The organism is Ruegeria sp. ANG-S4 (assembly GCF_000814005.1).
Classification (GTDB): domain Bacteria; phylum Pseudomonadota; class Alphaproteobacteria; order Rhodobacterales; family Rhodobacteraceae; genus Ruegeria.
The window spans coordinates 18513-42141 of the sequence record NZ_JWLK01000001.1 but is presented as its reverse complement, the minus strand read 5'-3'; the positions used below and the strand labels follow the sequence as shown (position 1 = coordinate 42141).

26 protein-coding genes are annotated in these 23629 nt (G+C 57.7%); 8 read left to right on the top strand and 18 right to left on the bottom strand.

Annotated features, from left to right (window positions below):
* Positions 1 to 34: 34 nt before the first annotated feature.
* The 8 genes from RA28_RS00205 to RA28_RS00170 all read right to left on the bottom strand — a co-directional run bounded on the left by RA28_RS00205 (position 35) and on the right by RA28_RS00170 (position 7798).
* Positions 35 to 679 carry a DUF1523 family protein gene (locus RA28_RS00205; RefSeq protein ID WP_039522372.1) on the bottom strand — a complete coding sequence of 215 codons (645 nt, stop codon included), beginning with the start codon at positions 677 to 679 and terminating at the stop codon, positions 35 to 37.
* 10 nt (positions 680 to 689) lie between these two features.
* Positions 690 to 956 (bottom strand): hypothetical protein, encoded by a 267-nt coding sequence (locus tag RA28_RS00200; protein ID WP_039522369.1) that lies wholly within the window; start codon positions 954 to 956, stop codon positions 690 to 692.
* Position 957: 1 nt separating this feature from the next.
* Positions 958 to 2295 carry a DUF6638 family protein gene (locus RA28_RS00195; protein WP_039522368.1) on the bottom strand — a complete coding sequence of 446 codons (1338 nt, stop codon included), beginning with the start codon at positions 2293 to 2295 and terminating at the stop codon, positions 958 to 960.
* Positions 2292 to 3314, bottom strand: a complete 1023-nt coding sequence (locus RA28_RS22725; RefSeq protein ID WP_039522366.1) for an AbiJ-NTD4 domain-containing protein — start codon at positions 3312 to 3314, stop codon at positions 2292 to 2294. Before RA28_RS22725 ends, RA28_RS00195 begins: the two co-directional genes overlap by 4 nt.
* A gap of 6 nt (positions 3315 to 3320) precedes the next feature.
* Positions 3321 to 5249: an AAA family ATPase gene (locus RA28_RS00185; protein WP_039522364.1), complete on the bottom strand. Its 1929-nt coding sequence runs from the start codon at positions 5247 to 5249 to the stop codon at positions 3321 to 3323.
* Positions 5250 to 5329: 80 nt separating this feature from the next.
* Complete coding sequence (locus RA28_RS00180) at positions 5330 to 6448, bottom strand: hypothetical protein (protein WP_039522362.1); 1119 nt, start codon at positions 6446 to 6448, stop codon at positions 5330 to 5332.
* Positions 6441 to 6722, bottom strand: a complete 282-nt coding sequence (locus tag RA28_RS22720) for a hypothetical protein (protein ID WP_039522360.1) — start codon at positions 6720 to 6722, stop codon at positions 6441 to 6443. Before RA28_RS22720 ends, RA28_RS00180 begins: the two co-directional genes overlap by 8 nt.
* Positions 6719 to 7798, bottom strand: a complete 1080-nt coding sequence (locus RA28_RS00170; protein WP_039522358.1) for a hypothetical protein — start codon at positions 7796 to 7798, stop codon at positions 6719 to 6721. The genes RA28_RS22720 and RA28_RS00170 overlap by 4 nt, the downstream gene beginning before the upstream one ends.
* Before the next feature lie 270 nt (positions 7799 to 8068).
* Between RA28_RS00170 and RA28_RS00165 the strand changes: the two genes are divergently transcribed.
* The gene (locus tag RA28_RS00165; RefSeq protein ID WP_039522356.1) at positions 8069 to 10252 is read left to right on the top strand and encodes an esterase-like activity of phytase family protein; all 2184 of its coding nucleotides are present in this window, start codon (positions 8069 to 8071) and stop codon (positions 10250 to 10252) included.
* A gap of 118 nt (positions 10253 to 10370) precedes the next feature.
* Here the strand turns inward: RA28_RS00165 and RA28_RS00160 are convergent, their stop codons facing one another.
* Positions 10371 to 10847: a cupin domain-containing protein gene (locus RA28_RS00160; protein ID WP_039522353.1), complete on the bottom strand. Its 477-nt coding sequence runs from the start codon at positions 10845 to 10847 to the stop codon at positions 10371 to 10373.
* On the opposite strand from RA28_RS00160, the gene RA28_RS22110 reads away from it, so the two are divergent.
* The gene (locus tag RA28_RS22110) at positions 10818 to 11516 is read left to right on the top strand and encodes a TetR/AcrR family transcriptional regulator (protein ID WP_082029681.1); all 699 of its coding nucleotides are present in this window, start codon (positions 10818 to 10820) and stop codon (positions 11514 to 11516) included. The genes RA28_RS00160 and RA28_RS22110 overlap by 30 nt on opposite strands.
* Before the next feature lie 132 nt (positions 11517 to 11648).
* Here RA28_RS22110 and RA28_RS00150 read toward each other — a convergent pair whose 3' ends face one another.
* The 6 genes from RA28_RS00150 to RA28_RS00125 all read right to left on the bottom strand — a co-directional run bounded on the left by RA28_RS00150 (position 11649) and on the right by RA28_RS00125 (position 17886).
* Positions 11649 to 12116, bottom strand: a complete 468-nt coding sequence (locus RA28_RS00150) for an Hsp20 family protein (protein ID WP_039522351.1) — start codon at positions 12114 to 12116, stop codon at positions 11649 to 11651.
* 123 nt (positions 12117 to 12239) lie between these two features.
* Positions 12240 to 13025 carry a trypsin-like serine peptidase gene (locus tag RA28_RS00145; protein WP_241481032.1) on the bottom strand — a complete coding sequence of 262 codons (786 nt, stop codon included), beginning with the start codon at positions 13023 to 13025 and terminating at the stop codon, positions 12240 to 12242.
* 29 nt (positions 13026 to 13054) lie between these two features.
* The gene (locus RA28_RS00140; RefSeq protein WP_039522345.1) at positions 13055 to 13840 is read right to left on the bottom strand and encodes a trypsin-like serine peptidase; all 786 of its coding nucleotides are present in this window, start codon (positions 13838 to 13840) and stop codon (positions 13055 to 13057) included.
* Between the two features lie 118 nt (positions 13841 to 13958).
* Positions 13959 to 15281 carry a glycolate oxidase subunit GlcF gene (glcF, locus tag RA28_RS00135; protein ID WP_039522342.1) on the bottom strand — a complete coding sequence of 441 codons (1323 nt, stop codon included), beginning with the start codon at positions 15279 to 15281 and terminating at the stop codon, positions 13959 to 13961.
* 4 nt (positions 15282 to 15285) lie between these two features.
* Positions 15286 to 16386 carry an FAD-binding protein gene (locus RA28_RS00130; protein WP_039522341.1) on the bottom strand — a complete coding sequence of 367 codons (1101 nt, stop codon included), beginning with the start codon at positions 16384 to 16386 and terminating at the stop codon, positions 15286 to 15288.
* A 63-nt stretch (positions 16387 to 16449) separates the two neighbouring features.
* The gene (locus RA28_RS00125) at positions 16450 to 17886 is read right to left on the bottom strand and encodes an FAD-linked oxidase C-terminal domain-containing protein (RefSeq protein ID WP_039522338.1); all 1437 of its coding nucleotides are present in this window, start codon (positions 17884 to 17886) and stop codon (positions 16450 to 16452) included.
* An 82-nt stretch (positions 17887 to 17968) separates the two neighbouring features.
* Here RA28_RS00125 and RA28_RS00120 point away from each other — a divergent pair, with 82 nt between their 5' ends.
* The gene (locus tag RA28_RS00120) at positions 17969 to 18679 is read left to right on the top strand and encodes a DUF599 domain-containing protein (protein ID WP_039522335.1); all 711 of its coding nucleotides are present in this window, start codon (positions 17969 to 17971) and stop codon (positions 18677 to 18679) included.
* 35 nt (positions 18680 to 18714) lie between these two features.
* Positions 18715 to 19062: a hypothetical protein gene (locus tag RA28_RS00115; protein WP_039522332.1), complete on the top strand. Its 348-nt coding sequence runs from the start codon at positions 18715 to 18717 to the stop codon at positions 19060 to 19062.
* Positions 19063 to 19065: 3 nt separating this feature from the next.
* On the opposite strand, the gene RA28_RS00110 is transcribed toward RA28_RS00115, so the two are convergent.
* Genes RA28_RS00110 through rsfS form a run of 3 tightly spaced genes read right to left on the bottom strand, consistent with a single transcriptional unit; the run spans position 19066 to position 20427 of the window.
* Positions 19066 to 19551 (bottom strand): flavodoxin family protein, encoded by a 486-nt coding sequence (locus RA28_RS00110; RefSeq protein WP_039522330.1) that lies wholly within the window; start codon positions 19549 to 19551, stop codon positions 19066 to 19068.
* A gap of 1 nt (position 19552) precedes the next feature.
* Positions 19553 to 20023 carry a 23S rRNA (pseudouridine(1915)-N(3))-methyltransferase RlmH gene (gene rlmH, locus RA28_RS00105; RefSeq protein WP_039522326.1) on the bottom strand — a complete coding sequence of 157 codons (471 nt, stop codon included), beginning with the start codon at positions 20021 to 20023 and terminating at the stop codon, positions 19553 to 19555.
* A gap of 44 nt (positions 20024 to 20067) precedes the next feature.
* Positions 20068 to 20427, bottom strand: a complete 360-nt coding sequence (gene rsfS / locus RA28_RS00100) for a ribosome silencing factor (RefSeq protein WP_039525373.1) — start codon at positions 20425 to 20427, stop codon at positions 20068 to 20070.
* Positions 20428 to 20659: 232 nt separating this feature from the next.
* On the opposite strand from rsfS, the gene RA28_RS22590 reads away from it, so the two are divergent.
* The 4 genes from RA28_RS22590 to leuD are packed head-to-tail and all read left to right on the top strand — an operon-like array spanning position 20660 to position 23454.
* Positions 20660 to 20767, top strand: coding sequence for an isopropylmalate isomerase (locus tag RA28_RS22590; protein ID WP_152611973.1), 108 nt, complete (start codon positions 20660 to 20662; stop codon positions 20765 to 20767).
* A 43-nt stretch (positions 20768 to 20810) separates the two neighbouring features.
* The gene (gene leuC / locus RA28_RS00095; RefSeq protein WP_039522323.1) at positions 20811 to 22214 is read left to right on the top strand and encodes a 3-isopropylmalate dehydratase large subunit; all 1404 of its coding nucleotides are present in this window, start codon (positions 20811 to 20813) and stop codon (positions 22212 to 22214) included.
* A 37-nt stretch (positions 22215 to 22251) separates the two neighbouring features.
* On the top strand, positions 22252 to 22806 hold the full coding sequence (locus tag RA28_RS00090; RefSeq protein ID WP_039522321.1) for an HdeD family acid-resistance protein: 555 nt from the start codon (positions 22252 to 22254) through the stop codon (positions 22804 to 22806).
* A 42-nt stretch (positions 22807 to 22848) separates the two neighbouring features.
* Positions 22849 to 23454, top strand: coding sequence for a 3-isopropylmalate dehydratase small subunit (gene leuD / locus RA28_RS00085; protein WP_039522318.1), 606 nt, complete (start codon positions 22849 to 22851; stop codon positions 23452 to 23454).
* Positions 23455 to 23629: the final 175 nt, after the last annotated feature.

Genomic DNA, 23629 nt, shown 5'->3' with positions numbered 1-23629 from the left:
TCAAAGACGGGTATTCACGCCGCCCCCAACCCCGCTACTTCGACTTCCAGCTATCGAGCCAGCGTCGGAAACTGCCACGCTTTTCTTCAATGGCGTCGCCCGCCGCGTAAATGCCGTCTTCGACGCTTTCCAACATCGGATCAATCCGGCGCTGCCGAAACCGACGCCAGCGCACCCAAAGCGCCCAGACAACAGCGGCAAACACGGTCAGGAAAATGATGTTGAACCAGGGAATAATGCGGGTGTCGGGGCCTTCCACATGCCGGATGAAAATCGCGTTGGGGAAAATCGACATGAACTCGTTCCGCCACCCATAGTGGGTCACCACCACCCAATCAGGGTTCTCCTTGGTCGATTTCGCGTCATTTGCCTCGGTATACAAATTGGCCGTGTCGAACTTGAAATAGGGGGGCCAGCCCCAGCCGGTATCTTCGTTCCGGTAGACAATGGGCTTACCGTTGGCGCGGACCGCCTGAATGAACTGAACATCGCGATTGGACAGGCTGGCAGACTGGTCTTCCGGCTCGGACCAGAAAATCCGCGTCCAGTCATTCAGGTCCTGCCGTTCTTCATAGGTGTTGACGATCCGCACCACATCATGTTGCGGCAGCGAATACTGCAGGATTGTGGCAATCGTGCCCCAAAAGATGATGATGAACGCCCATTTCACATAGGCCATGCCTTAACCCTCACATGTAGTTCACAATATAGATCAGCGCACCAATCGCCACCCAAGGTACAACGTAAACACCCAGGATCAGTCTGCGCCGGAATGAGTTGTCATAGACGTGCAGCCCACGTTCGACAAAAGCCTCTTTGTTTCCCTTCTTGCCCTTTTCATCCCACCAGGTCTCGAGCTTTCGGCGGCGAACCCCGCGCGAATAGATGGACAACACAAAGTAGGCAACCGTCTGCAGAACCAGCAGGATCAGAAACAGGCGCATCGCTCCGAACATCTCAATCCCTCCTGACCGAACCCCAAGGACCAACCCGCGCGATCACCGCATCGCTGACCCGATCCTCGCCGCTCATATCCGGCTCATGTCCAAACAGCGCGGCGCGGGCACCGGCCTTGTCCACCTGATACTCGCGCGCAAGGAAGTCGGCAACATACGCCTTCTTGGCCTCGGGCCAGGTCGCATAGGTGCGATAGAACAGCTCTTTATTGCAGATGAACATCTGGCGCGGGTCCAGCGGGGCCAGTTCGGTCAACAACATATTGACCAGATCGCGGTTCGGCGTGTCGGTCGCACGCAGCGTGTAGAAATACGCCGGATGGTCCGAGGTGATGCGCGGCCAAGGCCCGCCATCCGTTGCCCAGCGCAGCAGTTGCGCCAAACCGTGATACGCCTCGGGCAATTGGTCCGCGTGATTGCGCGCCAGCCGCCGCATGTCACGGCGGTCAAGACCGGTCAGGTCGATATCGGATTCCGCTGCGGCCGCGATGGTCAGGAAATCCATCTTTTGTTGCAGGATGCCCGCAGAATCCACGCCGCGCGCTTCGATGATGGTCTCGACCAGCCCGTTCAGGCCAAGGAATTTTGCGATCTGGTTGCGCTGGCCGAGATCAAAAACAAAATCGACCGGCAGATCGTGGGGTCTGTCCGCCATGCAGATCGCCGCCGGATGGTCCACATCCGGAAACAGGTAGAGACCCCCGAAATGCGACGTCCAGAAATTGCGCTGCTCGAACGCCGTGTGGCGCAGGCGAACCGGGTTGCGCGTGACGTCGCCGGTTTCTTTCGCCGTTTCGATCATCCGGGCGATCAACACATCGTCGAACCACGCATCCTCTTCGGTTTTGAACCGCTCGACCATGCCCGCGAGCTGTTCAGACTTGCGCAGAGTGCCACCGGCGGTATCGGCCTCAATCTCGATCGTCTTGATATTGAACAGATCGCGCGGCGTGGTGAGTTTGATGACCGAGTTCACCAGCTCTCCGGCCACCGCATCGGTGGCGGTCAGGGCAAACAACTGCGCCTCGTTCATCTCGATGAATTCACGCAGGATATCGCGCGAGGTCGAGAATTTGACGTTCAGCAAAGGCGCGCGTTTCTGCTCGGTCGTCAGCAGGATGAACTGCCGGTTCACGCCGTTGGGATTGAGGTAAAGCTCGTCCTCCAGCTCAATCCCCACCTCGGGCGAATAGCCCGAGATATCGACATGGAAATCCGTCAGCGCCGTGGTCTTGCCCGCCAGGTGCTGCAGCGCGCGGTTATACCGCTCGACTAAGGCCGGGCTGGAGATGTGGACGAGGTTGCCAAACATCAGGCCTTTTTCGATGAGGCGAATCATGGGGCCTTCGCCTTTTGAGTTTCAAACTTGAGAATGAGCAACTTTATCCATGACATAGCATTTTCAATTGCCCATGAAGTCTGATCTGGCGAAAGCTGTGGCATGGGTTCACTTCCGGGGCCGTGACCCAATTGGTTGCGCACCTTAGTAAAGTAGGCCTTCAACAGTTCCTTTTCCCAATCACCCAAGAAAACTACTGATTTCTTCGAAAGGTTATCGATGTAGTTATGCGCTCCCTTCTCGCCGCCGTGCGTAACACCGAGTTTGTCAGATATTATTTTAACCGTACTTTCGAGCGCTTTTGCCGCAAAAAGTGCTGGGTCTTTGCCACCATTGTCGCGTTGGTCAACCGCTTCCTTCATGTCGAGGTCCACGTTTTGCCAAACAGGTTCGGATACAAGGCTCCAAAAAGGTTGCTCGATTTCATTTGAAACCAAAAGATCAGCTTCAATCTGGAAAAAACCATTGTGATAGTTGAGCGGAAACCTTGCCGAGCGAAATCTCTCGTTTATTTCTGCCGACGCGGTTTCGTATTCGTCGACCGTTTTCTTATATGCCTTAGCCAGCAAAGAACTTGAAGGCCTGCTAGCTTCTAGAGACTTTCTGCAAGAATCCGCTCTATCGTACTTTATGCGTAACCCGACTTCGATAAGGCTAAGCCGTTCTTTCAGAAACTCATCAATATCGGCACTTTGAAGTGCGTGATTATTATACCAGTTTCGGCAGATTTCGATAAACGCTCTCTTTCTATGTTCTTTGCGCCTGTACTCCCCTAGTCCAACGTGGGTTTCGTACCATGCGTCAGACAGCCAACGAACACCGAGTTCATTTGCTAGCCTTTTGTGGATCTCTTCCCAAAACTTGCCACTCGCTTTTTGAGCATCGTCAGTTTCGCCCCAATAGGGGTGGAATTCTTCGAGGACAGTAAAGCACTGATGAAGAGCTCGTTTTTCCCGCCTAAGGAAGCTCCTGAATAGCGGGGTTTCTTCGTATCTGACAAAAAATACGTCCGTTAGCACTTGCTTCTACTTCCCCTCCAGATACCGCCGCTTGGCCTCTTCCATCCGGCCCATCTCGCGGACGGCGTTCTCGATGGCGACCTCGTCGCTCTTGTCGGCATAGCGGAACTCGCTGTCGGCGTAGCGGTTGATCTCTTGCACCACCATGTCCACCGTGATCGGCTGGCGCAGGTCCTGGATCATGGCCTTCTTGGTGTCGTAGTCGCGGAACAGGAACAGGTCGGGGTTTTCCATCCACTCGTCGGGCAACTCGAAATCCATCGCGCGAACCTTGACCGCGTCGGTGATGTTCTTGATCGCGCGACCGGTGAAGCTCTCATCTGCGGCTTGGATCGCCTTGAGGTAGGTACCCAGCTTGGCGATCGTGTCCATCTGGCCGATCTCGCCGGACACCCGGTCATAGACCTGCAGCAGAGCGTCCTCATGCGGGCGGGAATGGCTTTCGAAACTGGCGGCGACGGCTTTCTTGATCTCTTGCGCGGCATAGGCTTCGTGTTCACCCAGCGGGATGTCGTGGTTGCGGCCCATCAGCAGGTGCAGGATGTCAATGTAATCCTCGCACGTCTGCGGGCCGTCCACCAGAAACCGCGCTCCCGCACGCTGGCGAAGGGCGTCGTCCACATTCTCGGGGTAGTTCGAGAACATGCCAAAGGTGCAGTTGCCGCGCACGACGGTGTTGGCACCGGCAAAGCTCTCCATCAGAACAGCAGTGATTTCCAGCTGCCCGGCTGAGGACTGCCGGTCACCGCGCTTGCCCGCCAGTTGGTCGATATCGTCAATGGTGCCAAAGCCGATGACCGAGGGGTCAATGATCGTGTTGATAAACGCCTTGGCGTTCTGGCCGGATTTGCCCTGATAGCTGTCAATATTGTCGGTGCTCAGGTTCTGATAACGGAACGGGTAGCCCGCGTTCTGGCAATAATCATTGATCAGCCCGGCCATCATCTGGATCAGGGTGGTCTTGCCGGTGCCCGGCTTGCCGTCGCCCATGAAGGTAAAGATGAACCCACCAAGTTCCGCAAAGGGGTTCAGGCGGCGGTCAAAGTCATAGGCCATCAACATCTTGGCCAGCTTCATCGCCTGATATTTGGCGATATGGTTGCCGACCACCTCGTTCGGCTTCTTGAACGTCATGGTCAGGGTGGTGGATTTGGCCCTTGAGGCCGGCTCAAACCCCCGTATCGTCAGATCGTCAGCTTCAATATGCCAAGCCGCATTCTGGAATGGCGCCAAATGGTTCGCCGACTGGGCGCGCAATGCGGCCTTATCCATCAGTTGTTCAGCATAGGCACTGGCCGCTGCGATCAGGTGCGCGTCTTCTGCCGCGTGCTTGGCGAACGTTTGGTCCAGCTCCCACAGCGCACCATGCAGGGCAAGCTGGCCATTGTCGGTCAGGACCTCTTCGATCTCACCAATATCAACGGTGGTTTCACCCAGATGCGACGACATCAGATAGGCCAACGCATTGCCGAAACTGTGCAAGGTAATCAGCGCCTCAGCCGTCAGCAATTCTGAGAACTCAGCTTTGCGCGCAGCAGGCAAATCCCCGGCCAAATTGGCGCGTTTCAGATCGGCCAGTGGGGTCTGCTCCGCGTAGGCTTCTGCCACGGCCAAAGCGATGGCAATCGCCCTCCGGATCGCCTGTTGCGTGGTGGCTTGAGACGGCGAGACCAGTGCATCGCCATCGTCCGCGGCTTCGATCCGCTCGACCAGATGAACGCCGTCGGCACGGGCGGTGCGCCGTGTCACCAGCCCCGGAGTCGTCGACCGAAACCGCCGCCCGGTTGATACCCCCGGCGAGCGTTCGACCGCTGCTTCAACCGCCTTCGCAATCCGCGGCGCATGTTCAAACCCGTTCAGCAAGGCGGTCGCCGCCGGATAATGCTTACGAATATCCGCTTCTCGCAATTCCATCTGATCTGACGTCAAACTCATCTAAAACCGCCCTTGCTTCATCTTTTCTAAATACTCTCGTCCCGTCTGAACCCTGAAAGCGTCCGTTAGGGAAGGCGAAACTAATACCGCAACACTTGCCCCGTCTTGCTGACCACAAACTTGCGCACATCGGCAAACCCCGGCGGGTTGCGCTCGGCCAACACCTGAAACGGACGCTGGGGCAGGATGATCGACCGTTGGGTGCGCGTTGCTCCGGTCTCCGCCCCCTGCCCACCGAACGGATCCAAGGCAAAAACCTCACGCTCGACCGTCGAAAACCAGCCCGCGCGTTCCTCGATCACATGTTCGCTCTCCAGCTCTTCCGTCGTCCAGGCCAAGGCCCAGTCCTGACCTTCCGGTGCCTGCGCATTCTCCAGTACCTGCCGCAGAGGGCCAGATTGCTCGGTATAGGCCGAGGAATACATCGGCCCCACATGGATGCGGCGCATATGCTTGGGATGCAGATCATCGAAATCCTGATCAAAGCCTTTGGCAATTGTCACCAGCTTCAATCCGCCCAAAGCCTGCGCCATCAGATGGGCCTGAACCTCTGGCCATCGGCGCTGATCCTTTGGCAACGCCGTCTTGCCGCTATCCTCCAACTGCATCAGGTAGATGACCGGCAGGTTGATCTGGCTGTCATAAACCGCCCAGTGGATCATGAATTTGCGCCGCTCGCCCTCATTCCCGATCCAGTGGCATTCAGGATCGTTGCGCGACCAGAACAGCTGACCCTTCAGCAATTCCTCGTAATAGAGCCTTTGGGACAGCGCGAATTGCAGTTTGGTGGGGATGTCCTGATCGCCAATGATTGTCCGTACCATCTCGGTTTTCAGGTCGTCTTCCGAGGGCATGTTCGCCAGATGCACCTGCGCCTGCTGCGCGTCATTGGCCATGGTCAGCAACTCGGCCGCCACCGGAAATCCGCTGTCGCGCTTGTCCATGGCGAGACTGCCAAAGAACCGCCCCGTATCGCGCCCGACCAACAGATATTTCATGCTCAGCGCGCGGAAGGTGTAGAGCAGCCCCGAGAGATACCGCGACACGATCCGCACCTCTTGCTTGCTGATCGCGCCCTCCGCCTCCATCGTCGCGGCCACGCGCAGGAGGTGGACGGTGATCACCTCGAATTTGCGGAAATAGCGGCGCGAGGCGAAGGTGTCGGTCAGGCCGACATGGTCTTGGGTGGGGTCAGTCATTCTGGGAATTTCTATAACCAGTTCCTCGACAGTGACTAATCCGCCAAGGCAGAAGAAAAACTTCTGAAATCAGATATAGGGCGAAGGTGATAAGCCCGAAGACTACGCTACCCGGCCCGACATAAAGTGCGATGAAGCCCAACAGTTTGTAGGCCCCACCTTCTGCACTTAATTCGTTCAGTACAGCAAGCAGACCAAAAATCGGGATAGGCCAAACTACGAGAACGAGGCCAACCCTGAGCAGCCGTACATCTTTTTGGCTAAACCACTTCATCCGCCATACAAATTCTTATCATGCTTCTCGACAATTGAGGCGAACCGGCGGGCAAAGCGTTCATCCGCCTTGGCCTTTTTCTCCAGCACGTCGCGGGCAAAGACCATGTGGTCCTCATGCGCCTCAAGCATGTCAGCCATTTTCTGGTTGGTCGCTGTGCCGATGGCGGCCATGGCGGTTTGCGCCTCTTGATCCGTTTGCACACCGATCTCGTTGATGCGGTGGGCCACGTCCTGCTGCTGCGCGGTTTTCAGCGATTTGGTCAGGGCGTCATACAGCACCACGCGCTGCTGGGTGTCTGTCCGCAGCTTGTTGATCAGCACCATCTGCGTCGCTGCCTGGTTTTGCAGTGAATCGACCCAGGTCTTGCCCTTTTCGATATAGCGTTCGAGCGTTTGCGACTTGGCCAGCTTGACCTGCTCTTCCTGAACCTTGGCGTTGTACTGCTTATTCAGCTCGGCCAGTTCGGTTTCCAACTGGGTGCGCGCGGCGGCGTCCTGTTCGACGCTGATCTTGTTTTCCAACGTGATAATCGTCGGGTCCATGCCCTGAATTTCGGTACGCAGGGATTCCAGCTCGGCTACGGTGGCCTCACGGTCGTCCAGCGTGACGGTCAGGTTTTCTTCGACCTTCACGCGCTGTTCTTCCAGTACAGAGAGCTGCCCTTCCAGCAGCTTCACGATCACGTCGGATTTGGCAATCAGATCCTGCAGCTTGTCGTCGATATTGGCTGTGCGCATGCGTTCCTGCCGCATCGACTCGGATTTGCCTTTCGAGAAGATGCCCACAAACGATTCCCATCCGGTTTTCGAGCGCATTTCGTCGAAATCTTTGGAAAAGGCGCTGGTGACATCGTCCAGCCCCATGATCAGCTCGGCAATGTTGGCATTCATCACCTCGGTATGGGCATGCACATCCTCAAGCGTGGCGTTTTCGATGTCGATATCGGCCTCGGCGGTGCCGATCTTGGCGCGGGCCGCTTCGATGCGCGAGGTAAGCCCTTCGATCTGCGACTGGCTTTCGCGCACTTTCTGCTGGGTCTCTTGAATCAACGCTTCAAATTGCTGGTTCGACATCTGTGCTATCCCTGTTTTTCTTATCTACCCAATAAGATAGGTAATGTTACGCCTATTTACATCCCTCAGGACGCTAAAATCCCGCAAAGATTGGCAAATTCAAACGGGAAAAGATAGGTGCGACAACTCTGGGATGATTGCAAGCAGCGTTAAACGACACCGATGCAACGCTCTGGTCCATGTTGTCATCAAACTGAATCAAAACCGTCACAGTCCCGAAACAAACCCCGGTCATCCCACCCGCATCCAAGCGAGAGAGGATACCAAACGATGTCATTGCGCTTTGTCTGCCTGACATCTGCCCTTGCCCTGACTGCCGGTCAGGCCGTGGCAGAGATGAATTTCAACCGAATTGCGTCCTTCCCTGTGGTCAAGAACATGGCCGAGGGGGCTGATACGACCCGCGAAACTTCGCCCGAGATTATCGCGGCGACGGCGGACGGCATGACGCTGGTCTATACTGACAGCCCGCTGGGCATGATCGGTATGGTCGATATCACAGACCCTACAAACCCTTCCCCGCTGGGCGCGATGGAAGTGGGTGGTGAGCCGACGGCAGTTGGAATCGTCGGCACGACGGCTTTTGTTGGGGTGAACACATCCGAAAGCTATACCGCTCCGTCGGGCAAGCTGATCTCGGTCGATATCGCGGGCAAGTCAGAGACAGGCGCCTGTGATCTGGGTGGTCAGCCCGACAGCGTCGCGGTTGCCCTCGATGGCAGCTTTGTCGCCGTGGCGATCGAGAACGAACGGGACGAAGACCTCAACGACGGCATCATCCCGCAATTGCCTGCCGGGTCGCTGGCTCTGGTGCCGCTGAAAGACGGCGCGTTGGATTGCGCGGGTATGAAAATGGCCACACTGACCGGTCTGGCGGAAGTCGCACCGACCGATCCCGAGCCTGAGTTCGTCGACATCAACGCTTTGGGTGAAACCGTCGTTACCTTACAGGAAAACAACCACATCGCTGTTGTTGATAAGGATGGCAACGTGGTCAGCCATTTCTCGGCAGGTGCAGTTGATCTGGAAGGCATCGACGCCACCGACGAACGCGGCGCACTGATCTTCACCGAAAGCCAGCCGGGCCGCCTGCGCGAGCCGGATGCGGTGAAATGGATCGACGAGAACCACTTCGCCACCGCCAACGAAGGCGATTACAATGGCGGTTCGCGCGGTTGGACGATCTTCAACAAGGACGGCACGGTCGTTTACGAGAACGGCACCGAATTCGAAAAGGCGATCATCCAGATCGGCCACTACCCCGACAAACGCTCTGACGCCAAGGGCGTTGAGCCGGAAAGCGTGACTGCGGCCACCTTTGGCGGCACGCCTATGATCTTCGTGGGGGCCGAGCGTGCGTCGGTCGTGGGTGTCTATGACGCCACCGATCCGGCGAACCCGGTTCTGAAACAGTTGCTGCCCTCGGGCGTTGGCCCGGAAGGCTATGTCGCGATCCCGGAACGCAACTTGCTGATCTCGGCCAACGAAAAGGACCTGATCGAAGATGGTGGCCCGCGCGCGCATGTCATGATCTTCGAATACCAAGACGCGCCCGCCGCTTATCCGCATTTGACCTCGGCAGGTGCCGATGAGCTGATCGGATGGGGTGCCCTGTCCGGTCTGGTGGCTGACCAAGACGGCATGATCTATGCGGTCAATGACAGCTTTTACGGCTTCCAGCCTTCGATTTTCAAGATCGACCCAAGCCAGCAGCCTGCCCGAATTGTCGACGTGATCCGCATTCACCGGGCAAATGGCCAACCGGCGCAGAAACTGGATCTGGAAGGCATCACGCTGGACGGTGAGGGTGGTTTCTATGTCGCCTCGGAAGGCCGGACCGATCGGGTCATTCCCCATGCGATCTATCACGTCAACGCGGAAGGTCTGATCAAGACCAACAGCGGCGAAATCGGCCTGCCGCCGGAATTGATGGCCGTCGAAAAGCGGTTTGGCTTTGAGGGCATCACCAAAGTTGGCGACACCCTGTGGATGGCCGTTCAGCGCGAGTGGAAGGACGACCCTGATAATCATGTCAAACTCGTCGCCTATAATCTGGAGACAGAGGAATGGGGCGCGGTTCACTATCCCAAAGCGCAGCCCGAAACAGGCTGGGTGGGACTGTCCGAGATTGTGGCCTTCGGCGATCATGTCTATGTCATCGAACGCGACAATCAACACGACCATCGCGCTGTGACCAAAAAGGTCTATCGCATCCCGCTGTCAGAAATGTCCCCGGCTCCGCTGGGCGGCACGCTGCCCGTGGTCAGCAAAGAAGAAGTCCGTGACTTGCTGCCCGACCTGACATCGACCGGCGGATATGTTCTGGACAAGATCGAAGGCCTGGCGATCCTGCCCTCGGGCGAGGCTTTTGTGATGACCGACAATGACGGTGTCGACGATGCCTCGGGCGAGACGATGTTCTGGTCTATCGGGTCGGTAACGGCCGGCAACTGAGATCAATTCACACAGAAAAAGGCCTCGCGCGGAAACGCGCGGGGCTTTTTCGCGAATACCGGCCGTAGCAATAGCAACCAAAACAGTCTGGGCGCAGCGTCGCCGCTGAAGATCCACTTCAATCTGCAGTGGCGTCAGCTGGCGCCAGAATTGTCATTCCGGCCTTGTCCGCAACCGCCATGATCGCAGGAATATCCGGTGGTCCATCCGGGACGGGAATTTCTGTTGTTCCATCGGGCATTGCTTGGCCCGCTTCAGTAAAAAATGTATCGTGCATCGCGCCCGGTGAATTAATGCACAGCAACCGACCGGGCTGATCTCCTGTGCAGGTGAACGCGTGAACCGCACCATCCGGTATTTTGACAAATTCGCCTGTTTTGGCTGAAACCGTCTCTCCCCCGACAAAGAACTCAAACTCGCCATCAAGCACGAAAAAGCTCTCGTCTTCACCAGCGTGGTGGTTTGGGGGCGCGCCCGCCCCGGGTGCCGTTTTGATTTCAACGATCGTATACCGGTCGCCGGTTTCAGCTGGAAAAGCGTGGAAGGTCAACAAGTTCCCGAGAAGATGATAAATTCGAGGGCGCGGTTGGGCCATTTTCCTGACTCCCTTTACTCAAAAGAACACATCTTTATAATACAGAAATCTCTTTATGAGACAAGTGTATCACAAAAAGGCAGTGAATTGGCGCCCCGCACGAATCAAAAAAACCGCACCCGCGAAGCGCTGTTGTCAGCAACGCGTGACCTCATGTCGGAAGGCAAAGAAGTTACGCTTGCGCAGGTGGCCGAGCGTGCAAAAACCAGCCGTGCGACGGTGTATCGCTACTTCTCCGACCCAACCGTCCTTGCACTCGACGCCACATTGGACCTTGACGTCACGCCCACATCTGAATTGCTGGAAGGCATAGACGACGTCCGGCTAAGGGTTCATGCGATAGCGCGTTACTATCTGGATTTCTCGCGCGATCACGAGGCTTTCTTCCGCCAATTCCTGGCCGAGTCGCTCAAGGCTTCGCTGGAAGCCGGAACAACAAGCATGAGAGGCGGCAGAAGGGTCGCGGCATTCGCCGAAGCACTCGAACCTGTGCGTTCATCCATGAGACCGGCAGATATCGAAGACTTGGCGCACCGACTGTCCATGACAACAGGGATGGAGCAACTCGTCATTCTCAAGGACATACTGAGGGTGGATCAACCCACCGGAAACCACCTGCAGGATGGCCTGGTCGATGCGCTGTTGGATCGGTACTTGCCAACACTCTGATACAGAAGTGTCTCAACCGGTGGCATCTGAAACGGACGCAAAACGCGAAACGCCCCGCGTCTGGAGGATCGCGGGGCGTATGGTGCGATAATCCAGAGAGGAACGATTATCGCGTCGTGGTGACCAATTGCCTTAGTTTACGGCCTTGGCGTCAACCACGTCTTTTTCGATAGCATTGGCCGAGGCAATCTCGATCCGGCGCGGCTTCAGCGCCTCGGGGACTTCACGTTTCAGGTCGATGTTCAGCATGCCGTTTTCATGGCTCGCGCCGGTGACGCGAACGTGATCAGCCAGGGCAAAACGACGCTCGAACGCGCGCGTGGCAATACCGCGATGCAGATAGCTGCGGTCCTTGTCCTCAGTCGCTTTTTTGCCGGCAACGATCAGCGCGTTTTCCTTTACTTCGACCGACAGGTCGGCGTCAGAAAAACCAGCAACAGCAACCGAAATCCGATAGGTGTCGGCATCTGTTTTTTCAATGTTGTACGGTGGATAGGTGGGCTGGGCACCATCGTTGGTCAGAACCCGGTCCATCATGTCGGCGATTTGGTCAAAGCCAATGGTCGCGCGATGCAGCGGTGCAAAGTCAAATGTTCGCATGTGTCGTATCCTCATGTCAGAGCGATCTACAAATTTGCCCTCCGTTCGGACGGGCGGTGGAGTGTGTCGGGCCCCGCTCGCGGCGACCCGATACAGTTGACATGGGTAGCAGTTGGCTGGAGTTCAAGACCCGCCGGCGCTGATGAATTTGGCGCCCGAACTGGACCTGTCCGTGCCGGGCTGCAGCCGCCGTATTGTCGCCGTTGGCCTTGGCGCGTCCCGATGCAGGATTGCTTTGAGTTCTGACACGATCTCAGGCAATTCCATACCATATCCGATTGTTCTGCGACCATCCGAAACCCCGGCGGACACAACGGAAAAGATCTGCCAGCGCGGGCCTTTCTTCGCCAGGATGGCCGATCCAGAGGACCCAAAGGTCACATCGCAGTCGAAGCTGATCAAACCCTGACCGCGCTGCAGGATACGACAGGACCGCTGACGCGTGATTGCATCGGCCCGTCCCCGGCCATAAGAGGCAACACTGATCTCGCTGCCCGAAACCCGACCGTTGTACAGGGCAAAGGGATCGGCAATTGAATAAGGTATCGGCTCTTCCAGGCGCATCAGCGCGACATCGACCCGAACGCGCGGCGCGGAAACCGGTGCGTTGGCCACGAAATCCGGATGAGACGCGATCTGAATAACCTTGCGGTCGGCAAGGGACTCTCCGTCGCTCAGTCCGGCCCGAAAAGTTACCTTTCCGGGCGGATAGTGCTTTCCGGTGGCCTTGTCCAACGCGCAATGGGCCGCAGTCAGCACCAAATCCCGCGCGATCAGTGTTCCGGTGCAAAACCCTTGATCCCCGATATCCAGGCGCCCGATGGCCTCCCATCCATAAAGGTCATCGCGGTCGGTCAAACGGCGCTGGTTGCTGAGTTGAGCCTGCGCCGCCGTGCAAAGAAAAGCCAAACAAACCGATAATTTAAACAAATTCCGCATCATGGTTTCAGAAACCTCGCACCAATATTCTTACCAATATCTCTGGATGAGGACGCATGTCCGCGCCCCTCGGCCAGTTCCGCATGAAGCAGCTCCAGAGACTCCTCCAATGCTGTGCCCAAAGCCACGCGGCTGCCGCCCATCTCAGCCTTTGCCGCCACGACCGAGACAATGCGCGGCCGTTCATATGCGAATGAAAAGACCGGCGCACCGGATGCGCCGAAATCGACATTACAGGACATGACAAGCACACCTGATTGACGGGCAACGATGGAACAGACTTCCTGCAAAGACGGCGCTTCGGCGCGATCCTCGGCGTAGGAAACGACGCCAACGTCTTCACCCTGTGATGGTCGGTCCCCCGTTTCGAACGGAATGACCGATGTGTTTCTGATGGGTTGCCACAGTTCGATCAGGGCGATGTCATGGCGCACGCGATCCGCCGTCGTGCCTGCGTCAAAGTCGTAATTCGGGTGGATCACCGTTTGACGCGCCGCGCGGTATGCCGACGCATGACCCAAGCGCCAACCGGCCAAAAACTCGATCCGCGCAGGATCAACACGCTGGCGCGAGACCTTGTCATAAAGACAATGCGCCGCTGTCAGGACCAGAGTGGGTGAAATCAAAGCCCCGGTGCAAAACCCCGTCCCGTCGATGTTCAGACGACCGACAGCCATCCATTGTCGGCCTGAATCGGTTGTGTTCAGGCTCTTGAGCCCGGAATCCTGCGCGACAGCTGCCAGTGGCAGCATCCCTAGGGCGATGGCTGTGATCCATTTGCGCACGCGCGTCTCCGGTCGAATTTTCGAAGAACGGTCATAGCTGGCCCGTGGGGCGAAAATAGGGCAGGATCAGCATCCACAGGATTTGGCGGAGGTCGATGCAACAGAGCCGCACTGCGCGTTACCTTAAGATCGGAATGGGGTTCGATTGCGTGCGACCGGCCTGCAATGCACCCGGCTTTGGCCCCCCGGTGGCCCAGTCCAGCAATTGGACCGTATGTACGATCGGAATGTCTGTTCCGGACCCGATCTGCATCATGCATCCGATATTTCCTGCGGCAATCACGTCCGGTGCCTTGGCTTCCAGCGATTGAACCTTGCGCTGTTTGAGCTTGGCCGAAATCTGTGGCTGCATCAGGTTGTAGGTTCCGGCAGAGCCGCAGCACAAATGGCTGTCAGCAGGCTCTAACACAGTGAATCCGGCCTGTTTTAACAGGCTCTTCGGGTGAGTTTTGATCTGCTGCCCATGTTGCAAGGAACACGCGGCGTGATAGGCGACGTTCAATCCTTTGTCGTCGCCTTGCGGGATATCCAACTGCACCAACAGTTCGCTGATATCCATCGCCGCCGCTGCGACCCGCGCGGCATCGTTGGCCAGCGGATCATTGCGAAACATGTGACCATAATCCTTGATGGTCGTTCCGCAACCGGACGTATTGATAACAATCGCGTCCAGTCCGTTTCCATCCATTTCCCGGGCCCAGGCCCGGATGTTGGCAGCGGCTGCCGCATGACTTTCCTGCGTTTTACCCATGTGATGTGTCAGCGCGCCACAACACCCGGCGCCCTCGGCCACGACAACTTCGCACCCCAGCCGCGTTAACAGGCGGATTGTTGCGTCGTTGATATCTGTATTCAGAGCCTTTTGCGCACAGCCCGTCATCAACGCGACCCGCTTTCGACGTGGGCTTGTCGCAGCAAAGCTCTGCGGGTCGTCGTTGCGACTGACCGGCGGGATATGCTTGGGGGCCATGTCCAACATCGCGCGCAGTCGCGCATCGGGCATCAGATGCCGAAAAGGGCGACCCAGTTTGGCACCGATCAATGCCCACCGGAACCGCATTGGATAGGGCAGAATGCGCGCAAGGATCCAACGCAGCGCACGATCCGACCACGCGCGTTTGTATGTCTGTTCAATGTACTCACGCGCGTGATCAACCAGATGCATGTAGTGTACGCCGGATGGACAAGTCGTCATGCAAGCCAGACAGGACAGACACCGATCGATATGTTTGACGGTTTTCTCGTCGGGCACACGCTCGTTTTCCAGCATATCCTTGATCAGGTAGATGCGGCCGCGCGGGCTGTCGAGTTCATCGCCTAGCACCTGATAGGTCGGGCATGTCGCGGTGCAGAACCCGCAATGCACGCAACTGCGCAGAATTTCATTTGACCGCTGAATGGCCGGATCCTGCAACTGTCTGTCGGTAAATGTCGTCTGCATCGGCTTACCCCATCAGTCCCGGATTAAAAACGTCGCGCGGATCGAATTGCCGCCGAATCCCGTTTGACAGAGCCGAAAGAGCCGCATTTACCGGCTGGAACCTGCCCAGCGCCTCAACCGTGTCGGTACCCGCCCTTACGATTGTGGCATGTCCCGTGAAAATATCCAGATTTGCGCGCGCATCTGCGCCTTCGGGCACCAGCGCCCAGATCAGGCCTCCGCCCCAATCCAGTACATACTGTTTTGCGCCAACTTTTTCGGCAACCCTTGGCGCGTCGCCTGGTTTGACCGAAATCCGCCACACGTCGCCGGTTTGATCTGCAAGCGAATGCGCATCACGAATGCCTTGCCACAGCCCATCGGTTGTGCCGTGGTCAGACAGCGCGCCAAACGGGGCCAGTTCGGATTTCAATTTGCGGCTACGGTACTTGACCGAGCCCGCGAACCCCTCAAGCCTCAGATACGCTGACCCTTTCTGGGGATCATAGGCGGCACCGGTGACCTCGTAAGGCGACTGCAACGCTTTCGACAGCACTTGGACGGCAACATCGGCATCCGGCACCGATACGGACAAGGTTGTGCTTGTCTCAGGCTTTGGCAAAACCTTCAACGACACTTCGGTCAGAACACCAAGAGTGCCCCAGGACCCGGCCATCAGTTTGACCAGATCATAGCCGGTGACATTCTTCATGACGCGGCCACCATTCTTGATGACATGCCCATGGCCGTCGACATAGCGCACGCCCAAAAGAAAGTCCCGGCATGCACCGGCCTGTATCCTGCGCGGTCCCGAGATGTTGGCGGCAACGACGCCGCCTATTGTGGGCTCTCCGGTTGTGCCGAGCAATTCGCGGTAATCAGATGGCTCAAAAGCCAGTTGCTGGCCCTCTGCTTCCAATGCCGCTTCGATCTCTGCAACCGGCGTTCCGGCTTTGGCTACCAACGTCAACGCGCCCGGCTCGTACAACGTTATCCCGGAAAGGCCTGTGGTTTCCAGAACGTCCTCAGGGCCAGTCACACCCCGTGTACTGCCGCCCGAAACTCGGACCGGCCCGTTCAACCCAACTACAATCTCGGCAAGCTCGGCTTCTGTTTCAGGTCTCATAACACTTCATCTTTTTGGAAATACTCACAGAAGACCACGCGTCATGCCACGCGGTACATCTCTTCATGCAGCGGCCCGTCGCGCCTCGGATACGTCCAGCGGAAAGACCTTGGCCGGGTTCAGCAACCAATCGGGGTCGAACACATCCTTGATCGCCATCTGCGCCTCAAGGTCCTGTGGTGCATATTGATGGGTCATCAGGTCCCGTTTTTCGATACCGACCCCATGCTCGCCGGTCAGACAACCGCCTGCATCCACGCAAAGCTTCAGGATATCGGCCCCAAACGCCTCGCATTTTTCAAGGTCACCCGGTTTGTTTGCATCAAACAGGATCAGCGGATGCATATTGCCGTCGCCCGCATGAAACACGTTGCCTACGGGCAGGCCGTAATCTTCGCTCAACTCGCCAATTCGGCGCAACACATCTGGCAGGGACGAGACCGGGATCGTTCCGTCCAGACACATATAGTCGTTGACCTGACCCATCGCGCCAAAAGCCGATTTCCGGCCCAGCCAGATTTTCGCGCTCTCTTCAGCGGATTGGCTTTCACGGATTTCAACCGGCTTGTGGCGTTTGGCAATCTCGATGATCTTCGACAGTTGATGGTCAATCTCAGCCTCCGAGCCTTCGACCTCGACTATCAGCAGGGCCGCGCAATCGGGATAGCCCGCATGCGCAAAGTTCTCGCAAACCTGGATGCACAGCGCATCCATGAACTCGATGGCCACCGGCAAAATGCCGGACTTGATGATGTCGGACACACAGCGCCCTGCGACAGCTGTGTCATCAAACCCCAACAACACGGGCCGTGCGCCTTCGGGTTTGCGCAGAATACGCAATGTGGCCTCGGTCACGACACCCAGTTGCCCCTCTGAGCCGCAGATGACACCCAACAGGTCCAGCCCGCCGGAATCCAGATGCGCGCCACCGACCTCGACCACGGTGCCGTCCATCAGGACCATCGTGACCCCCAACAGATTGTTGGTCGTCACACCGTATTTCAGGCAATGCGCCCCGCCCGAGTTCATCGCAATATTCCCGGCAATTGCGCAGGCCAATTGCGACGAAGGGTCGGGTGCGTAGAAGAAATCTTCCTCTTCGACTGCGCCTGTTACGCTCAGATTGGTGCGTCCTGTCTGCACCCGGATGAACCGATTGTCGTAATCCGTCTCCAGAACCTCTGTCATGCGCGCGACGCCAAGGATCACGCAATCGGCCGTCGGCAATGCGCCGCCAGCCAACGAGGTTCCTGATCCGCGGGGCACGACCGGCACGCCTTCCTCGCGGCAAATGCGTAGAACGTCCGAGACTTCCTGTGTGCTGGCGGGAAGAACCGCCAGCATGGGCGGGCACCTGTAAGCGGTCAGTGCGTCGCATTCATAGGCCCGGGTTTCGGCGGGATCATGAATGACGGCATCTGCCGGCAACACCTGAAGCAACCGAGACATCACGCTTTGCTTGCGCGCCAGTACATCGGGATTTGGCCGGGGCATTTCCATCGCTGATCCTCCAATTTGGTAAAATAATATTACCAATTTTGTGATCTGGCAAGTTTTCATTGCTGGACGTACTGTCGCGGACATGACGTGGATCGACCGAGCACTTTTGTTTTCACCATTGGACTACGCCGCCATCCTGCTCTTGCTGACGGTATGGCTCTGGATTGGATGGCGGATTGAGAATCCGGCGCACACGAAACCTTCGGTCGCGATGATGATGGACGATTACCGCCGGGCCTGGATGCGCGAGATGGTAACGCGGCAACCGCGAATGTTCGATGCACAGGTCGTGGCGGCCATGCGCCAGGGCAGCACGTTTTTCGCCTCGACAACAATGATTGCCATCGGTGGCGGGCTTGCCTTGCTGGGAAACACCGAACGGTTGGCCGGTGTCGCAAACGATCTTGCCATTGGCAGCGCCCCGGCGCTGGTGTGGGAGATCAAGATATTGATCGTGATCGTTTTGCTGGCGAATGCGTTTCTGAAATACGTCTGGGCCCATCGCTTGTTCGGCTATTGCGCGGTTCTGATGGCCGCCGTGCCCAACGAGCCAGAAGACGTGCAGGCCTACCCACGCGCGGCGCAGGCTGCTGAAATATGCGTCACCGCCGCGCGCAGCTTCAATCGGGGATTGCGTGCAACGTATTTTGCACTGGCCGCAGTCGCCTGGATACTTGGGCCTGTCGCACTCATCCTGAGTTCGCTGATAACTTTGGGCGTTCTTTACCGCCGCGAGTTCGCATCACACTCCCGCGCGGTACTCATGACCCGGCCACCCAACACAGAGACGTGAACCAAATGCCGCACAACAGACCTTACAGTCGATCCATGCGATACCTGATTCTCAGCCTGCTGCTTGCCAGCCCTGCGCTGGCCGATCCGCCAACGGTCGAGAAAGTTTCAGCCAGCCAAAACGGCGACACGTGGCGCTTTGACGTGACGATCCGGCATCCCGACACCGGTTGGGATGACTACGCCGACGGTTGGCGCGTGCTGGATATGGACGGAAACGAACTGGGACTGCGCGTGTTGCATCATCCGCATGTGGATGAGCAGCCCTTTACCCGTTCGCTGAGTGGCGTGGCGATACCCGAAGGCGTGACGCAGGTGCAGATTCAGCCGCGCGACAATGTCGGTGGTTGGGCCAAAGACACCACGGTCATAGACCTGAACTGAGGCTCAAAACACTCCCAGGCTCAGACCCGCCGCCATGGCCGCGCCGATCTCACGGCATTGATCCAGCTGTTCTTCCGGGATGGTTTTTTCTGCCAGGATCGCCTCTGGCGTCTGTGCGTGCGTACAAAGGATCAACGGCGGCTGCACCTCTTTCAGACGCCAGCCGGTGGCGATGCGCGCGGTTTGGCGGGCGGCGTTTTCTCCGTCGGACCCCGCACAAACCATCTGAGCATAGGGTCGGCCTTCGATCTTACCCAGCACCGGATAATAACAACGATCAAAGAACTCTTTCATCAGACCCGACATCGCCGCCAGATTCTCGGGTGCGCAGAAGATATAGCCATCAGCGGCCAACAGATCGTCAGGCCCGGCTTGGTCAGCGAATTTCAGAACAACATCCGCCTCATCCCGTCCGGCCTCTGCTGCGGCCTCTGCCATTTGCCGGGCCCCGCCCGTGCGGGAATGAAAAACGATTAATAGCTGCGCCATGTCAGACCCGGTGGTAGGGGCCGCCCGACAGAATGGTCGCGGCCCGGTAAAGTTGCTCAGCCAACATCACACGGACCAGCATATGAGGCCAGACCATCGACCCGAAGGAAATGGAAAAATCGGCCTCGGCGCGCAGATCAGGGTCTATTCCGTCCGCGCCGCCGATGATCAGGGCCAGGTCCTGCCGCCCGGCATCGCGCCAACTGCCTAGCTTCTCAGCAAAATCGGGCGAGGACATCACCCGCCCTCGCTCGTCCAGCGCGCAGATAATAGCGCCCTTTGGCAGCGCTTTGCGCAGCAGCGCCGCCTCAGCCCCCTGACCTGCGTTTTTCTTGTCTTCAACCTCGATCACACGTGCGGGGCCAAGGCCCAGCGCACGGCCGGTTCGGTCAAATCGGGTCAGGTAATCGTCAAGCAGGGTCTTCTCCGGTCCGGCACGCAATCGCCCGACCGCAACGATGCTGATACGCATGTCTCTCTCGCCTCCGGCCCCTCAATACAGGCCGGGATGGCGCCTCAGTTCGCCGAGGCGCTGCCGCCCGCAGGCAGCCACATCTTTTCCAGCTGATAGAATTCGCGCACTTCGGGGCGGAAGATATGGACGATCACGTCGCCCGTATCGATCAACACCCAGTCGCCGGCATCCTTGCCTTCGACCTTCGAGGTGAAACCGAATTCCTGCTTGATGCGATCCGTCAGCTTTTCCGCCATGGCCGAGACCTGACGGGTCGACCGACCCGAGGCAATCACCATGTGATCCGCTACAGAAGACTTGCCTTGCAGGTTGATCTGCACGACGTCTTCGGCCTTGTCATCGGAAAGTGAGGAAAGGATACGTTCAAGCAGCTTGTCGCTGATTGACTGAGAGTGGGCCATCACGCTGGCCCCTTCATCGGCGGGCAAACCCGCCTGAGTATGTAGAGACAGGACATAGTCCTCCTTTGCAACGCGCCGCAAATCCCCGGCGCTGGGGTGCATATAAGGTAACAAGCACCCCATGACATTTCAATGAAGGCCCCTGGATCGCTCGCAGGATTGTGCCCCCGCGGCATCTGCGGGGTCATTCAGGACCTTGATAGACTCGGCCAGTATCTATATCTGACCCGTCATGAGACTCAATGTGGCCCAACTTCAGAACCTCGAAGATCGCGCACGCCTGCGTGAACGGTTCTACGGGGCTGCCCGCACGGTCCTGGCCCGCCTATCCGCGGCCTGAGCCAACTCGCCAGCTATTTCTCATTACATACGGGAGAGGACCGATGTCCCCCAAAACACTCTATGACAAGATCTGGGATGCCCATGTCGCGCACGAAGCCGATGATGGCACCTGCCTGCTCTATATCGACCGCCACCTGGTGCACGAAGTGACCAGCCCGCAGGCCTTTGAGGGGCTGCGCATGGCAGGTCGCAATGTGCGTGCGCCTGAAAAGACCATCGCCGTGCCCGACCATAACGTACCAACCACGCCGGACCGCGTGCACGGAATCGAAAACCCGGAATCGCGCATTCAGGTCGAAGCACTGGACAAGAACGCCAAAGACTTCGGCATTCACTACTACCCCGTGCATGATGTTCGCCAAGGCATCGTTCATATCGTCGGCCCGGAACAGGGGTGGACCCTGCCCGGCATGACCGTCGTTTGTGGCGACAGCCACACCGCCACGCATGGGGCCTTTGGAGCGCTGGCCCATGGTATCGGCACGTCCGAAGTTGAACACGTTCTGGCCACGCAGACGCTGATTCAGAAGAAGTCCAAAAACATGAAAGTCGAGATCACTGGTAAGTTGCAGCCGGGTGTGACCGCCAAGGACATCACGCTGGCCGTGATCGGCGAGACCGGAACCGCAGGCGGCACCGGCTATGTCATCGAATATTGCGGCGAAGCGATCCGCAACCTGTCGATGGAGGGCCGCATGACCGTCTGCAACATGGCGATCGAGGGTGGCGCGCGCGCGGGCTTGATCGCGCCGGATGACACCACATTTGAATATGTCAAAGGCCGACCCCATGCACCAAAAGGTGCCCAGTGGGAAGCCGCGATGGATTGGTGGAAGACGCTTTATACCGATGAAGGTGCGCATTTCGACAAGGTCATCACGCTGCGCGGCGAAGACATCGCGCCGGTTGTCACCTGGGGCACCAGCCCCGAGGACGTTTTGCCGATTACCGCGACCGTCCCCCATCCGAACGACTTCGAAGGCGGCAAGGTCGACGCGGCGCGCCGTTCGATCGAGTATATGGGTCTGGAAGCCGGTCAGAAGCTGAGCGACGTTGAGATCGATACGGTCTTTATCGGTTCGTGCACCAACGGGCGGATCGAAGATCTTCGCGCGGCGGCCGAGATCCTGAAAGGCAAGAAGATCAAGGATGGTATGCGCGCCATGGTCGTGCCGGGCTCGGGTCTGGTTCGGGCGCAGGCCGAGGAAGAAGGCCTGGCCGATATCTTCAAAGACGCCGGTTTCGAATGGCGTCTGGCCGGATGTTCGATGTGCCTCGCGATGAACCCGGACCAATTGCAACCGGGCGAACGCTGTGCCGCGACCTCGAACCGCAACTTCGAAGGCCGTCAGGGACGGGGTGGTCGCACCCATCTGCTGAGCCCGGCAATGGCTGCCGCAGCGGCAATCACAGGACGGCTGACAGACGTCCGCGAATTGATGTAAGCTGCCCTCATATCTAGATATTTGAGGGATTGAAGACATGAGTGACTGGATCAAATGGCTCCTGCTGGGGCTTCTGTCCATTGCGTTCGGCATCTTTGCGCTGGGCAATGCCATTGCGGCTTCGGTTGCCGTAACGGTCGTGACGGGTGTTTTGCTGCTGATTGCCGGCGCAGTGCAGGTGGTCGGCGGCTTTACGGTCGAAGGCACGGGCAACAAGATTCTGTCACTTATCATGGGCGTCGTCATGCTGTTCCTGGGCTGGTCCTTCCTGGATCATCCGCTGCAGGGAACGGTCACCCTGGCGACCGTGATGCTGATCCTGTTCATGGCAGGTGGCATCGCGCGGGTCATCCTGTCGTTCCAGATGCGCGGAACGCAGTTCTTCTGGCCCACGCTGATCTCGGGCATCTTGTCGATCGTACTGGCCGGTATCATCTGGTCTTATGCGGCAGCAGAACCGGCGGCCTTGCTGAGCCTGCTGGGCATCCTGCTGGGCATCGAGATGCTGTTCAATGGGTTCGGATTGGTCTTCATGGCGTTCTTCGTCAAGAACGCACCCAAAGACGAAACAACGGAAGCGAAAGAAGCTTAAGCGCGGGATTCGGGCGCGGCCCTATTCCGCAGGAGTGTGAACATGGAAAAGTTTGACAAAGTCCACGGCGTGGCCGCCCCAATGCCACTGATCAATATCGACACAGATATGATCATCCCTAAAGTGCACCTGAAAACGATCAAACGGTCCGGCCTTGGCGTCGTGCTGTTCGACGAGATGCGCTACCACGATGACGGGCAGGAGAACGAGGATTTCGTTTTGAACAAGCCCGCCTATCGCGAGGCGGAGATTCTTGTCGCGGGTGACAACTTTGGCTGCGGCTCATCCCGCGAGCACGCGCCCTGGGCGATCAAGGATTTCGGCATCAAGGTCGTGATTTCGACCAGCTTCGCCGACATCTTCTTCAACAACTGCTTCAAGAACGGCATCCTGCCGATCGTGGTCGAGGAAGAGCATCATGTGATCCTGATGGAGGATGCGCACAAGGGCGAGAACGCGCGCATGACTGTGCACCTGGAAGATCAGCAGATCACCACCTCGGACGGCGTGGTAATCGAGTTTGACATCGACCCGCATCGCAAGCACTGCCTGTTGAACGGATTGGACGATATCGGCCTGACGATGGAGAAAGACCATCACATCGACAAATTCGAGAATCACGCAGGTCAGGCGCGCCCTTGGGTATGAACCTGGGGATGATTCTGTGGACACTCAACCATACGGGGTCGCCTTGGCGGCCCCGTTCGCATTCTTGGGGTCAAAACCTCCGCAACCACAACATGTAGGGCACTGATTTTAATACACGTCGGATTTGCGTCGGAAATGATGCAATGCCGCACCAGTTTTGCCATCTTTTTGCCCG

Coding starts and splice junctions, on each gene's coding strand:
- RA28_RS00160 (WP_039522353.1), bottom strand. CDS start 10,847: ATGGCCCAACCGCGCCCTCGAATTTATCATCTTCTCGGGAACTTGTTG.
- RA28_RS22110 (WP_082029681.1), top strand. CDS start 10,818: ATGATAAATTCGAGGGCGCGGTTGGGCCATTTTCCTGACTCCCTTTAC.
- leuD (WP_039522318.1), top strand. CDS start 22,849: ATGGAAAAGTTTGACAAAGTCCACGGCGTGGCCGCCCCAATGCCACTG.
- RA28_RS00180 (WP_039522362.1), bottom strand. CDS start 6,448: ATGACTGACCCCACCCAAGACCATGTCGGCCTGACCGACACCTTCGCC.
- rlmH (WP_039522326.1), bottom strand. CDS start 20,023: ATGCGTATCAGCATCGTTGCGGTCGGGCGATTGCGTGCCGGACCGGAG.
- RA28_RS00125 (WP_039522338.1), bottom strand. CDS start 17,886: ATGGAAATGCCCCGGCCAAATCCCGATGTACTGGCGCGCAAGCAAAGC.
- rsfS (WP_039525373.1), bottom strand. CDS start 20,427: ATGGCCCACTCTCAGTCAATCAGCGACAAGCTGCTTGAACGTATCCTT.
- RA28_RS00090 (WP_039522321.1), top strand. CDS start 22,252: ATGAGTGACTGGATCAAATGGCTCCTGCTGGGGCTTCTGTCCATTGCG.
- leuC (WP_039522323.1), top strand. CDS start 20,811: ATGTCCCCCAAAACACTCTATGACAAGATCTGGGATGCCCATGTCGCG.
- RA28_RS22590 (WP_152611973.1), top strand. CDS start 20,660: ATGAGACTCAATGTGGCCCAACTTCAGAACCTCGAAGATCGCGCACGC.
- RA28_RS00195 (WP_039522368.1), bottom strand. CDS start 2,295: ATGATTCGCCTCATCGAAAAAGGCCTGATGTTTGGCAACCTCGTCCAC.
- RA28_RS00150 (WP_039522351.1), bottom strand. CDS start 12,116: ATGCGAACATTTGACTTTGCACCGCTGCATCGCGCGACCATTGGCTTT.
- RA28_RS00205 (WP_039522372.1), bottom strand. CDS start 679: ATGGCCTATGTGAAATGGGCGTTCATCATCATCTTTTGGGGCACGATT.
- RA28_RS00115 (WP_039522332.1), top strand. CDS start 18,715: ATGCGATACCTGATTCTCAGCCTGCTGCTTGCCAGCCCTGCGCTGGCC.
- RA28_RS00165 (WP_039522356.1), top strand. CDS start 8,069: ATGTCATTGCGCTTTGTCTGCCTGACATCTGCCCTTGCCCTGACTGCC.
- RA28_RS22720 (WP_039522360.1), bottom strand. CDS start 6,722: ATGAAGTGGTTTAGCCAAAAAGATGTACGGCTGCTCAGGGTTGGCCTC.
- RA28_RS00170 (WP_039522358.1), bottom strand. CDS start 7,798: ATGTCGAACCAGCAATTTGAAGCGTTGATTCAAGAGACCCAGCAGAAA.
- RA28_RS00185 (WP_039522364.1), bottom strand. CDS start 5,249: ATGAGTTTGACGTCAGATCAGATGGAATTGCGAGAAGCGGATATTCGT.
- RA28_RS00120 (WP_039522335.1), top strand. CDS start 17,969: ATGACGTGGATCGACCGAGCACTTTTGTTTTCACCATTGGACTACGCC.
- RA28_RS00200 (WP_039522369.1), bottom strand. CDS start 956: ATGTTCGGAGCGATGCGCCTGTTTCTGATCCTGCTGGTTCTGCAGACG.
- glcF (WP_039522342.1), bottom strand. CDS start 15,281: ATGCAGACGACATTTACCGACAGACAGTTGCAGGATCCGGCCATTCAG.
- RA28_RS00110 (WP_039522330.1), bottom strand. CDS start 19,551: ATGGCGCAGCTATTAATCGTTTTTCATTCCCGCACGGGCGGGGCCCGG.
- RA28_RS00130 (WP_039522341.1), bottom strand. CDS start 16,386: ATGAGACCTGAAACAGAAGCCGAGCTTGCCGAGATTGTAGTTGGGTTG.